Source organism: Acinetobacter sp. CWB-G5, from assembly GCF_019209785.1.
In the GTDB taxonomy this organism is placed as follows: domain Bacteria; phylum Pseudomonadota; class Gammaproteobacteria; order Pseudomonadales; family Moraxellaceae; genus Acinetobacter; species Acinetobacter johnsonii.
Genome location: NZ_JAHUTF010000001.1, coordinates 99,075 through 112,112, shown reverse-complemented (window position 1 = coordinate 112,112; position 13,038 = coordinate 99,075). Strand labels below are relative to the sequence as shown.

Here is a 13,038-nt window from a genome sequence, read left to right as displayed (position 1 = left end):
TTAAAACCATAATTAAATATAAAACAGTATTTTATCTTAGCCGTTCTCCCGAACGGGAGATGGAACTTTATACGTGGATTTTTTTACTGAAAGTAATCGCTTTTTAAAAATCACTATTATGATACAGATGTGACATACGTCTTTGCTTTGTCTCTAGATAAGCTTTGTTAAAGCTATTTAAGCCTACTTTTAAAGGAATCCGCTCAACAACATTAATTCCTAAATCAGTTAAAGATTTAATTTTAAGGGGATTATTTGTAATGAGTTTTACACTCTTTATTTTTAAATAATCTAACATAATGATACACATGTCATATTTACGAGCATCTGCTGGTAAATTTAATAATAAATTGGCATCGAGAGTATCATGTCCTTGGTCTTGGAGTGCATAGGCACGAATTTTATTGGTTAATCCTATGCCACGGCCTTCTTGGCGCAGGTATAAGATCACTCCTTGACCTGCATCATTAATCATTTTCATGGTTGAGTGTAATTGTGGACCACAATCACATTTGAGTGATCCAAAAGCATCACCTGTTAAGCACTCTGAATGTATTCTGACCAATACAGGTTGATTGGGAGCAGCATTTATCCCTTTAGCAAGAGCGATATGTTCTTCACCAGTCTTTTGATCTTGAAATGCGATAATTTCAAAATAGCCAAATGCAGTAGGTAACTTTGATTTGGAAACAAATTCTATAGCCATTTAACTATACCCCTGTATTTTAAGAATTTAGAAACTTGCAACTATTACTTTCCAGCTAAAATAGTTCTCAAATAGTGAAATTTATGTGAAAACACAAGAGTTTTTAGCGTGTGAAGTAAATTTCAATAAAAAATCAATGAGTTACTTCTAATTTTAGATTTGACAAGTTTTCTAAAATTATTTTTAGTTGGATGTTAAATATACAATTTTTATATGCATAATAACTAAGATCGAAATTAACAGTCATTAGGAATGATATAGACTATTTTTAAAATGGTAACTTTTTACTCGCAATTGCTTTCTGAGTAGGTTGATATAGAGTCTTAATAGTTAAGCTCTACATTCATTTGGTTCTCATTTTTTAAAATCATGTACTTATTACAGAAGGAAGAGATTCATGGCTAGTCCTAAAAAAGAAGTAAAAGCAATAAAGATTGATATCGGTATTTCGCATAATGATCGAGAAAAGATTGTCTCTGGCCTGTCAAAATTACTTGCAGATAGTTATACCTTATATTTAATGACGCATAATTTTCACTGGAATGTTACAGGGCCCCAGTTTAATAGTTTACATAACATGTTTATGGATCAGTATACTGAACAATGGAATGCTTTAGATACTATAGCTGAACGTATTAGAGCATTAGGTTTTCCTGCCCCTGGTACATACAAACAGTTTGCTAAATTGACCGCAATTAAGGAAGTAGAGGGTGTTCCAAAAGCACAAGAAATGGTTGGTTTATTAGTGAATGCTCACGAAACTGTTGCAAAAACAGCAAGAGGAATTTTTCCAATTGTCAATGAGGTAAACGATCAGCCATCAGCAGATTTAGTTACACAAAGACTTGAAGTACATGAAAAAACTGCATGGATGTTAAGAAGTATTTTAGAAGATTAATAGATGTAAAAAAACCCTTGAATATATATTTATTCAAGGGTTTGAATAAACTAGAGATTAAGATGATTTTGGTTTATTTGGGTATACGGATTTAATGGTTGATGGGGCATCCTCACCCCACCAACCCGATACCACCCTCAGATGGTTGATAGATCGACCCCGTAATTGAGCTCCTCTGCGAAGTCCGGCAGTCCGTAACCGATGGTTTTCTTGTAGAACGGAGAGACCTTCGCAGTCGGGGCCTTCTTCTTGTGCTTCGTGGTGTAGAGCATTCGTGCCCGCATCACCTCGAAGGAATAACCACGCCCTTCACGGTTCTTGTCCTTGGCCAGTCGGTTGATGGACTCCGTGTAAGCGTTGGTCACGGGCATGTCTGTCTCGAAGTAGGTCATGATCTCTTCACGCCAATTGCCCACTGCCCTGACCAGATCGCTCCAGACTTCCTTCTGGCCCTTCGGAATGGTGGCTATCCAGTCGTCCAGGGCGGCTTCTGCCCGTGGCCGTGTGGTAGCGTCCCAGATGCCGTAGAAGCGTTCCTTGTGCTCGTAGGCGGCCAACAGTTGCGGGAATGCGCCTGTCCAGGTCTCCATGATGAGGCGTTCCCGGTCTGAGACTTCGTGAGCGCGTTTCAACAGGATTTTCCGGTCTCCTTTGAGGGTTCGGCTCTGGGAAGGTTTCAGCTCCTTTCTGAGGCCCTTGCGCACCTTCTCCAGCGCATCGTTGGCCATGCGCACCACATGGAACTTATCGACCACGATACGGGCCTGTGGCAGCACAGTCTTGACCGCCGTTCGGTAGGGGTTCCACATGTCCATACTGACGATCTCGACCTTCTGCTGGTCTTTCAGCTTCATGAGGTAGTTGGTCACCACGTCCTGACGGCGGGTGACCAGCAGGTCGAGCAGGGTTCGCTCCTCGATGTTGGTAAGGATGCAGCGGTAGCGCTTGTTCAGGTACAGCTCGTCTATGCCAAGAATGCGGGGCGTCTCGAAGCGGTGCCAGCGCCCCAGGAACTCGGCACGGGCATTAAAGATGTCGCGTACCGTCTTCTCGTCAAGGCCGGTCTGTGCCGCCACGAAGGTGTAGGGGTGGTTGAAGGATTCCTTCTCCACGTATTCATGCAGCCGCAGAGTCATGCGAAAGCCGTCCACCATCTCCGGTAGCTGGGGCCTGAAGGTGGTCTTGCAGGCCCGGCAGGTGTACCGGCGGCGGACCACCCAGAGGGTGACCCGCTTGCCGTGGATGGGCAAATCACGATAGGGAACATCACGCTTGCCGAACCGCACGAACTCACCCTGTACGCCGCATTCCTCGCAGGCAAGGGGATCGGGTGCATCCACCTGGAAGTGCATTTCATCCTCGGTGGATTTGCAGTCCAGCACCTGATACTTAGGCAGGTGAAGGATGTTGTTTGGCATTTTCGTCATACAGCGCTTTTTCAGTGGCAGTATCTCCGCCACATCTACAGATTGGCGCACAAAATGTAGGCCTATCTACAAGTTGAGTAAGCGAGATAGTTGAACGATGAAGCCCCGATTTGGATTTATCCCGGTGGCGCCAAATCGTTCCTCGTACACCGCAAAGGCGAGATCCTGCCGTCTACGTGAACGTGCCAGGTCAGCCTTTGCCAACGCCTCCGGTAGCTCTGCGAGCGTGACTTCTGTGCAGTAGCATGGGGCGCCACATTGCTGGCGCCAGGAGTCAGCTATCGTCCCGGCATCATATGCGTCGAAGCCCGAGTCTTCGACCAATGCCATCGCCACTTTCCGGTCTCGGTCGCGATCTGCCGCAACGGGAGCGGCGACACGCTCCGGGTGGCCTGCGGGCCGGTCCATCTCTTTGAGCGTTGCGGAATAAATCGTATTCCATGCCTTTGCGATAGGACGGCCTAGTTTCTCGGTTACCCAGACACTATCGGGCTTCCCCTTTTCGATCACCTCGATCCTGTCATCGCGCAAAGGAATGTAATTTGACGTATCTATCACCACCGTCTCAGCAGGAAGCTCGGCGAGCACCGGCGCGAGATCTGGAATCCGTATGAAGGGAATCGAGAGGATCAGCACGTCAATATCGGTTACGACTTCTTCCTTCGTGACAGCATGCGCGCCCGTGGAGAGCACGTCTGGGTCGATGGTGTCTGGTCCACGAGAGTTTGCTAACTTGACAGTATGGCCGCAAGCGCTAAAGCGTCTGGCAAGAGTCCCACCGATGAATCCACTGCCTAAAATACCAATCTTCATAGTGTAATCCTTAAAGCTGGTTACTCGACTCAGTCATTGGAATGCACCGAACGATTCATATTGATAATGTCGGCATGGGTCGGGTTGGAGCCAAGCTGTCCGAAACGCTTAAATACTTCTTGGAGGACACTGAGTGCCTTGCCGGGAACCGCTTCGTTCAACGCTTTGCGCATCATCGGTGCGTCGTAGTCGCAACAGTAGCTAGGCGTGCCGGGCTGCTGACGCCAGGATTCCGATAACAAACCTCCATCGACTGGGTCAAAGCCGATCTCGTTTACGATGTCCATAACGATCTGCTTGGATCGGGCGTCATCGCCGGCCACGGCCACAGCGATACGGTCGGGCGATCCGGACGGACGGCCTAGTTCGCCGAGCGAATTGGCAAGAATGTTGTTAAAGGCCTTGATGATGGGGCGGCCGATCTGCTCAGAGACCCAGACGCTTTCGACCTTTCCGTTATCGAGTTCGGAAATGTGCGGGTCGCGAACGTCAGGATAATAGTTGCCTGTATCAATGATTGGGGCGCTCTCGTCGAGTTCGTTGAACAGGTCCTTGGGGAGCTTCGACACAGCAGAAAAGGGGATCGACAGGACGATCAGGTCTGCACCCTTGACAGCTCCGTGGGCGTCGGCGGGAATGGCCCCAATTTCGTCAGCGAAGGGGCGCACATCCTCCGCACCTTTTGAGTTGGCTACGCGAACCTCATGTCCAGCTGCGCTGAGTTTGCGGGCAAGTGTGCCGCCGATACTACCAATGCCGATGATACCAATTTTCATATTTGCTTCCTTCGTTTGGAGTTGATTGACCGGTTCAAGATTCAGCCAGTGGTCGCCCGAGGCCATCAAGCGTAAGACGCAGTTCTTCGAGTTCACCTTTGGTTAGCTGGCACGCCACTCTAATTTTGTCGGGTATGCTGCGAAGCTCCTCCTCCATTTCTCTGGTGCGCAACGAGAGGTCGATGAGAACCCGACGTTCATCAGAAGGGTCACGAGTCCTAGTGACCAAATTAGCCGCTTGCAGTCGCTTGAGCAGCGGCGTCAGGGTTCCTGTTTCCATATCGAGACGGGCACACAGCTCACCAACCGATAGCGGTGCCTCATTCAGCAGCTCTAGCGTGACCAAATACTGCGAGAAAGTCAGACCCAGCGGTTCAAGAAACGGTTTGTGCAATCGGACCATCCGATTCGCAGCAGCATGAAGAGCAAAGGAGAGCTCCGTCGCAACACTCCGTGGTATTTTTACCATAAATATAGCCTGCTATAATATAGCGTGATTTAATGTAGTGCACTATATTATTGGGTAGAAAAGAGCTTGTGTCAACCGTGTTCCGATTTAACCGATGCTTTAACGAATGTAGGATGGCATGACGAGGGCCGTCCAGTGTTAAAAGTCGCTGCTGCGCTGCCAGGGTCTCTTGCTCACAGCCGAAGTCTTCTAGTCAGACTAATTTTCACGTTTAACAATCAATTATTCCGTTGAGGAAACGAATCCGTTAGGTAATGCTAAGCCACCTTATCAACCAGATTTTCCGGATACCCGTTTATTTAAAACTTCATCTAGTACATCTTTTTGCAAAGCATTATCCCAACGAGCAAGAACGATTGTTGCGCAAGCATTTCCTACAGCAAACAGAGATGCATAAATACCAGCTGAATAGCCTGCAACACTTCTCGCTCTAGTCGTCCAGCACTGAATTGCTCTATCAGATAGGTTTGATTTCTTCCATGCTTAGCTTGTGGCTGAGCATGCCATTTAGTCTGACGATCGAACCAAATTGAAATATTTCCTTGCTTGATTAGAGTTTGGTTATAAGAGGACCAATTCGTTGTACGATAGATTTTAGATGCAGGCTTCTTCATTTAGAAATTATTTTACTGAAGAAGTCTTTAAGAATAGCTTTATACAACAAAGCCGAGTAGTGAACCAATAGATAGTAAACATCGATATTTTTGTGTAAATGGTAAACTAAATTGTAACAAAAAACATGGGCGAAACATGGGCGCCAATAGTACCTAAATTGTTGATTTTTCATATGTGATCACCCATTGACATCGTAGAGGTCTCCAGTTCGAGTCTGGATATACCTACCAAATAAATTCAAAGATTTACAGTTAAAATCAATACTAAAACTTAAAGAGATATATTTTCTCCTTAAAAGATTTGATGTTTAAAATTTATGAAATAAAAAATATTTTTTAATAAAGTTCCTTGAATTTTATATTAGCTTTTCTTCTATTTCTGACTTCTTTAAAATTCGATTTATAACGTTTCGAGTGACAGAATATTCTTTTGCTATAGAGTAAATGCTATACCCTTTTTTAAATTTATCTTTGACTTCTTTTTGTTGTATTATATTTAATTTTTCAGGGCGTCCAACTTTTTTAACACTTTTGCTGAGAGGTTTGATTTTTGATTCAAATATGAAATTATTTTCAAAATCGAAACATAGTTTTAAAAAATGAATAAAACTTTCTTTTGCACTTCCTTCTATTACTGATTTAGAATAATCTAAACAGATGAGATTTATATTTTTTTGATAGATCCTATGAACGCTATTGTATATTTCTTTAAAATCCTTTCCCAAACAGTCAAAGCTTTTGACTATGAGTAAGTCTCCTTCTTCTAATGTTAGGTTAATAAGAGCCATAAATTTATCTCTATAAATAACAGAGGTTTCTACTGTCACGTTCTCGATAATCAAACGATTTGATGGGATTGAATAACCGAATTTATTTAAATTTATTCTATCCTGTAAGTTTTTTAATCTATTTGGATTTTCCCTGAAATATCCATAAATACGCATGTAGCCCTCAAAATATAATTAATATAAAGTCCTGATTTGTATTTTATAATTAAATAAGTATTAAATAAATATGATGAAAACAGATATATGAATAAAACAGTGTTTAAAACATGTTTTTAATTATTAATTTTAACATTTGTTAAACGAAATAGTGGTTGCTTTTATTATTACCACTCATGCCTAAAATAAATTTATAGCTAGGTAGCAAATAATCTGAAGTTTGTTTAGATTAGCTGCGTAAACCTAGCATGATAGGCTAGGTATAGTGTTTACTCTCTTCTGAAAAATTAGTGATAGCTTAAAACAATCACTTTATGTGATTTGTCTGTATGACTAGTCGTGATATTAGCAACAGAATTTGAATTATTTGGAGTTTCATTACTCAGGTAACTCTTTTCGGATTTTATACTTTCGATCGTTTTCTGAATATCTTCACAAAGTTTATTTGGTTTGTTGTAATTACAGGTGAATTCTGAAATAGAGCCTTGAAAATTAATTTTTTGTGCATGACTCAGCTCACTGCCGCCCCATAAAAAAACTGTGCAAATAATAGGTATATACTTATTTAACATCATCTCTTTTCCCCATTTTGAGATGTCTTAGTTAAAAAATACATGCCTATATTATGAAAAACAACAAGAAAACCCAGAACTTATAAAAAAAAATTATAAATTGTGATGTAGTTCTATTAATCGTATTCTATTGTGACGGTTGCCATTCCTCTGACTGTCCCTGGTGATACAGTTTGTTCGGTTTGATAATAGCGCGCCTTCATTGGAACAGTGTATTGGAGAGTTTGGTTTGAGCTTAGAGTGCCAAGAGTTAATTTATCACCCTTAGAAATTACTTTGTTTTGCTTCTGATAATCCCAAACGATTTGTGTACCCACACCTTTTGCACGTGTGTTAATTGGGGCAGTGTTCATAAGAACTTGATTATTACTATTTGCTAAAGAAGTATAATCAAAACTTAAGCTAATTTTATTACTTTCTTCATATCCTGTCGGGTTTTTTCCACCATTACATAAAATATTGAGATCAAAAGCCTGTTCGCCTTGTGTAGATCCAATACCTTTAAAATCAGCTTTATTGACTACGGGTAATTGCACTATTTTATTAATACTTCCTTGAATTTCACATGAAGAAGAGGCGATTGTAATGGCATTGCCGTATACAGTACTGGTTAATATCGGGTTGTTGGGGTATTCATCTATATGGTAGCTACTATAACGGCCTGGCACGAGTGTTCCTGAACCAGTGTTTTCTGCTGTTTTTATAATTTCGACGACAAAATAGCCATTAGCCAATGAGTATGATCGACCTCGTTCAAGTTTTCGGCTATAAGGATAATAGCCTGAGAAGCCTGAAGCTCCTTCGGCTTCACGATATAGTCGTATGCCGATGCCAGGAATATTGGTACTATATACTGAGTTACCGACAGAACTTAATGGATAACGTTGAGTTAATATTGCCTTAACATCTGAAGGCGCACTCCAACGATCACAAGTTATTGTTGAATTATTAGAATAAATAGGGAAGGTTGCTTTTCTGAGAACACTGCCTACAGCATCACTTGGTTTTACAACCACACGTCCGACAGCCATGCTTACATCTTGTGATTTAAAACCTCTCTCTGGAGTACAAGCGGCATAAACTTCGCTTATTGAAACTGTGCCAATCAACAGTACTAGTGTATTTACAATTTTAAGTTTCATTGACAAATACCCTCTGTGGTAATCATGTTTAATTTTTCATTTGACGTTTGTTTACTTACATCGTATTCAATACGGCATTGCTCACTGATGTCATCACCCCATTTTACGGTGATCGTATCTGCTGTTTGATTGGTACGTATGTAGACCATGCTACCTTGAGCGACTATACCGATATTCTCTCCGCCTGAATTATATGCCTCAGCTGCAAATGGTAGCGTTTTTCCGTCAGACGTTAGCCCATGAATATAAATAGCTTTACCTGTTTTCGTTGCAAAGCTAACCTGAGTAATCGCCCCTGCATAAGGCGCAATACGTTGACTGGTTTCTTCAAGTTCAACATCTGATGACATGTTTTGTGGATCTAGCGTGATATCATTTAAACGGTAAGGCGTAACATATGGAATGACAGCATAACCAGCCTTATTTACTGTAAGGCCTGTTGCGTTATTGACTTTTGCTCCTGCTGCATCAGGTGCATGGACTAAGACCATGGTTTGTCCTTGATCTGGACCAAGTAAAACGCCTTTAGTGTGTGCAACAATATTGCCTCGTGCAGAAAGCATAGCTTGTTGATATTGATCAGAAATACTATATGAGCCACCCACTGTAGTAAAATTGGTACGGTATTGGGCATTCATGTTCATACTCGGGTTATTACCATAGGTATCCGTAATAGAAGTCCCATAATTGAATCGGTCACCAAGTAGGCCGCTCATTCCGACCGTTGTGCTGTCACGAGTTGTGATTGAGTTTAAATTGACCGAATTCTTCTTGAATGACCATGGCAGTGACAAGGTCAGCATATATTCCGTATCATTGGTAATCAGTTTTGTTGCCGTGTCTTCAACAGTACGTCTAGTCGCGGATAGGCCGTACGTTAAAGCACTATAGGTATTGCTGTAACCTACTTGATACTGTCGTGTTGTCTCCTGACGATTCCAGTAATCACTCCATGAGCCGGTAGCATAAAAATTACCCCAATTATTCGGCAAGCCTTGGTTCAATGTAATTTGAAACTCACTCCGCTGTTTGCCAATATGGCTTGAACTGATGCCTTTTTCATCAAGGTTTTGAATCATTAATGCATCACGAAGTTTGTAAAAATTCTCGGTTGAATAACGGTAAGCTGCTAATGTTAAATTAGTATTGGTTGGGTTAATGAGCTTACTGTAACTTAATCGATAACTTTGTCCTGTTTCACTGTCCCGTTTTTTGAAATCTGCTTGTGAGTGTGTGACGTCTAGCGAAACTGCACCAATTGGAGTTGAAAAAGCGCTTCCTAAAGTCACAGCTCGGTAATCTTCTGCACTTTGTATACCAGTAAAAGCAGTAATATAGTTATTAATGCCACGTTGGTATTTGGCCTGAATAATCCATGGATCAAGATCAATCTCTTTATCTCGGAATTGTCCTGTGGTAATTGAATAACGGCTCATACCGGGTCTGAGCATTTGTACTACAGATGCATAAGGTACATTAAAGTGTTGAATTTCACCGTTAGCTTCTAAAATGGATACTTCTAGTTCACCACCGAAACCTGTTGGGTAAAGGTCATTAATTTCAAAACTACCCGGTGCGACAGTTGTTTGATAAATGAGTTGACCTTGTTGGCGTACTTCCACTTTTGCATGTGTTTTGGCATTTCCTCGAATACGTGGGGCGTAACCCAGCATGCTATTTGGTAGCATACGGTCATCACTAGAGAAGTCAGCACCGCGATAGCCAAATGAGTCGAAAATTTCACCATCAGTATAGCTATCACCTAAAGTTAGGACGGCTCTGTAGTTAGGAAAAGCACGCTGAACATAAGTACTAACAGCATCATAACTACTTTGTTTATTTGTTGGAGCATCGTTATTATCTTGATCGTGGTCTCGCCATTGCCACTGACCATTATGGCGGAATTGCCAGCCTGCTAGATTGGCACCTGCATTAATTGAAGTAAATGCAGTGGTTCGTTCTTGATGTCCTTGCATTTGATCAAAGGTTTTAAATGCACTGGCATTATAAGAAAGAAATGCCGCATTAATACCTCGATCCCATACGCTTGGATCGACATAACCTTGCGCATTTTTCTGCATCACAATTTGAGGAATTGAAATATCTATTCTCAATTTCGATTGATCAAATTCGTAATATGCATCCTCGACCCATTGTTCAATTTTTTGACAAGGGGTGATGTTGAGTGCTTCATTTTGTTGAATTAAAGCCTCTGGTTTAACACCATATTCAATTAAGTTTTTTTGAGTAAAACAGGTAAAGGCATTTTCTTTATTATCTAAAGCCTTAAATACCATACGATGTTTACCAAACCAATTATCATTCACATAAACATCTAGGCTATATTCACCAGGTAAAATTGGATTACCAAATTTAAAGCGGTCAATATCAATTTTTTTGGCATCACCCATTAAAAAAGCGGAGTCAAATTCTGCTTCTTCTGCAACATTTGCTTTATCTTCTGTTTCAGATGCATGAACAAGTGCGGGCATACTGAGTGTGATCACACCAAACGCGATATAGTAGCTAATGTGATGTTTAACCCATTTAAGACTTTGTTGTTTTTTTGGCATGAAACTGTCCGCCTATTAATTGAAATAGGTGTGTTTTTGAGTAAATTTACTTATCTTTGAATAATGTTATTGCACGCGAATTGGCAATTCGACACGGCCACCGTAGTCATTGATGCTGGTGAAGACCATTTTGGAGGTGTTGCCTCCTTTCAACTTAACACTGTCCTCAGAAAAAGGTTTTAGCATTAAGCCTTCTTTAATTAAGTCTGTGCGCTGACCCGCGTTGTTCTGATTGATAGACGTCAATGTAATATGAAATGGCGTAGGATTTTTTACCTTAAGTTGGTCGCCTAGTACTGTCCATTGAAGTTTAGAGGGAGCAGCACCAGAGTCCCCTTTAATTTCACTTGGGCGATAAAAAAACTTAATGCGCGAGCGGATTGCTAATTGTAAGAAATTATCTGGTACGTCATTTGTTGTTTTTGTACTAGGTTTGGGAGGAATATCTAAAATATTCAACCAATACAAGGTTTCTTGAGTTTGAGATAAGTTTGCAGTTTTTGGTAAAGCTGAAATTCTTAAAGTTTGACCTTTTTGACTATCTACCCGTGAAATTGGAGGAGTAATCATAAAAGGGGCTTGAGATTGGTCTGGAGTACTTTTCGCATCACCTTCATCAATCCAAGCTTGTACAAGTGCAGGTTTGTTACCATTATTACTCACTTGTAAAGTGATTTCACGAGCATCTGAAGGATAGATTACACGTGTGCCATGAATAATAATCTCGGCATTTGTTGCAGTAAATGGGATAAAACAAGCTAAAAGTGCAGTTTTGAAAAGGGATGACTTAAAGTGCATGATATATTCTCTCAAACAAATCTTAACAAGTGAGCTTATGCAAATAGCAGCACAAGCTCTCAGCTATACGCTATAAATTATTGATAAATAATTGTATATTGAATAGAAGTTGTTACTTTGCCTGCCGTAGAAGCATCAGTTGCATAGTATTCAGCATAGTAGTTCAAGTCTGCAGAACCTTGGTCAGCAACATCAACCCATTGAGAGTTTTCTTGAGCGCCATTTGCACCTGCAGCTTTTAATGGAATGAATAAATTATTTGAACCTAAAAGTTGAACTTGTACGTTTTTCGCACCACTAGCATCTTGGTTATTTAGGCGGCCAGTTGAGAAATCAACAGTAGCACCTGGTTCAAAATAAGTCGCTACCTTACCTTCTGAACAGTTATCGAGTTGAATGGTGAACGGAGTACGGCCAGCTACGTCACCAACTTTAGCAAGGGTTTGTCGAGAAACGGTAGGTAAAGTTACAGTGAAGTCTTTACCTTGGGGAGTAACGATGTCACATGTTTTATCTGTTACTAATCCGTTGATCGTAATTGTGCCATCTGCTGCATTTGCTGCACTCATAGCTAATATAGTTGTAGTTGCGATAACTGCGATACTTTTCATTTAAAATCTTCCAAAAAAGATGTGGATAATTGTTAATAATGTACCATTTTGGTGCGCAAACTATAACAAACTAAAATATAAATGCAAACTATGTCACATATTAATTAAAATATGTTTAATTTGCACGGTGAATTAAAAGCATATAGATTGACAAAAAATTACAATAAATATCTTCTTAAATATAATAGTGACTTAGCAGTTTTTATATATTCATATAGGTCAAATATTCGTTCTTTTTATTCTTAATATTTGCCACACTTTTTTTATAAAAAATTTATACATTTCTTATTGAAATAACTAAAAACTGAATTTGAAAAGCTTAAAATTTAAGCGAATTTCTAGCTATTCTTACTTAACATCGACTTTTAAGTGTGGCTGTTTACGGAGATTAGGCATTAGGAGAGTGATCTGAAGAGATGACTATCACTTGTGAAGTTGAGTTGATATCAAAAAGGAAATTGAATTGAAATAAACATAATCTAAAAATTGATAAACGAGTTCAATTTGCATCTAATCAAAAACTGCTTATTTATATATGGATAGTTGTTTGTTGTAAATCGAGTAGGACTCTATAACACTATAGTGGTCGTATATTCAAAATATACAATTTGTTGTATATATTTGGGTGTAAATGCAACGGTCATTTGTATAGACATTCGGAATTTTATAAGAAGGTAATCGCTTTAAATCAGGCA

12 protein-coding genes and 2 pseudogenes are annotated in these 13,038 nt (G+C 40.6%); 1 reads left to right on the top strand and 13 read right to left on the bottom strand.

What is annotated here, in order from left to right:
- Positions 1 to 103: 103 nt before the first annotated feature.
- Positions 104 to 706: a GTP cyclohydrolase II gene (ribA, locus tag KVY11_RS00480; RefSeq protein ID WP_218287639.1), complete on the bottom strand. Its 603-nt coding sequence runs from the start codon at positions 704 to 706 to the stop codon at positions 104 to 106.
- Positions 707 to 1,103: 397 nt separating this feature from the next.
- Here ribA and KVY11_RS00475 point away from each other — a divergent pair, with 397 nt between their 5' ends.
- Positions 1,104 to 1,604, top strand: coding sequence for a Dps family protein (locus KVY11_RS00475; RefSeq protein ID WP_218287637.1), 501 nt, complete (start codon positions 1,104 to 1,106; stop codon positions 1,602 to 1,604).
- Positions 1,605 to 1,741: 137 nt separating this feature from the next.
- Here KVY11_RS00475 and KVY11_RS00470 read toward each other — a convergent pair whose 3' ends face one another.
- The 12 genes and pseudogenes from KVY11_RS00470 to KVY11_RS00420 form a co-directional block, all read right to left on the bottom strand.
- Complete coding sequence (locus tag KVY11_RS00470; RefSeq protein WP_218287635.1) at positions 1,742 to 3,031, bottom strand: ISL3 family transposase; 1,290 nt, start codon at positions 3,029 to 3,031, stop codon at positions 1,742 to 1,744.
- Positions 3,032 to 3,097: 66 nt separating this feature from the next.
- Entirely contained in the window at positions 3,098 to 3,844 is a 747-nt protein-coding gene (locus KVY11_RS00465) for an NADPH-dependent F420 reductase (protein ID WP_218287633.1), read from the bottom strand.
- 29 nt (positions 3,845 to 3,873) lie between these two features.
- Positions 3,874 to 4,686: an NADPH-dependent F420 reductase gene (locus KVY11_RS00460; RefSeq protein ID WP_218288192.1), complete on the bottom strand. Its 813-nt coding sequence runs from the start codon at positions 4,684 to 4,686 to the stop codon at positions 3,874 to 3,876.
- Positions 4,655 to 5,089: a MarR family winged helix-turn-helix transcriptional regulator gene (locus KVY11_RS00455; protein WP_151749516.1), complete on the bottom strand. Its 435-nt coding sequence runs from the start codon at positions 5,087 to 5,089 to the stop codon at positions 4,655 to 4,657. The genes KVY11_RS00460 and KVY11_RS00455 overlap by 32 nt, the downstream gene beginning before the upstream one ends.
- Positions 5,090 to 5,359: 270 nt before the next feature.
- Positions 5,360 to 5,467: pseudogene (locus KVY11_RS16550) on the bottom strand (hypothetical protein); the annotation flags it as partial.
- A 63-nt stretch (positions 5,468 to 5,530) separates the two neighbouring features.
- Positions 5,531 to 5,703: pseudogene (locus KVY11_RS00450) on the bottom strand (IS5/IS1182 family transposase); the annotation flags it as partial.
- Between the two features lie 356 nt (positions 5,704 to 6,059).
- Positions 6,060 to 6,647 (bottom strand): recombinase family protein, encoded by a 588-nt coding sequence (locus tag KVY11_RS00445; protein ID WP_218287630.1) that lies wholly within the window; start codon positions 6,645 to 6,647, stop codon positions 6,060 to 6,062.
- 287 nt (positions 6,648 to 6,934) lie between these two features.
- Positions 6,935 to 7,222: a hypothetical protein gene (locus tag KVY11_RS00440; RefSeq protein WP_168159786.1), complete on the bottom strand. Its 288-nt coding sequence runs from the start codon at positions 7,220 to 7,222 to the stop codon at positions 6,935 to 6,937.
- Between the two features lie 113 nt (positions 7,223 to 7,335).
- Complete coding sequence (locus KVY11_RS00435; protein ID WP_218287628.1) at positions 7,336 to 8,361, bottom strand: fimbrial protein; 1,026 nt, start codon at positions 8,359 to 8,361, stop codon at positions 7,336 to 7,338.
- Complete coding sequence (locus KVY11_RS00430; protein ID WP_218287626.1) at positions 8,358 to 10,934, bottom strand: fimbria/pilus outer membrane usher protein; 2,577 nt, start codon at positions 10,932 to 10,934, stop codon at positions 8,358 to 8,360. Before KVY11_RS00430 ends, KVY11_RS00435 begins: the two co-directional genes overlap by 4 nt.
- 66 nt (positions 10,935 to 11,000) lie before the next feature.
- Positions 11,001 to 11,732, bottom strand: a complete 732-nt coding sequence (locus tag KVY11_RS00425) for a molecular chaperone (protein WP_218287624.1) — start codon at positions 11,730 to 11,732, stop codon at positions 11,001 to 11,003.
- A 77-nt stretch (positions 11,733 to 11,809) separates the two neighbouring features.
- Entirely contained in the window at positions 11,810 to 12,343 is a 534-nt protein-coding gene (locus KVY11_RS00420) for a fimbrial protein (protein ID WP_218287622.1), read from the bottom strand.
- Positions 12,344 to 13,038: the final 695 nt, after the last annotated feature.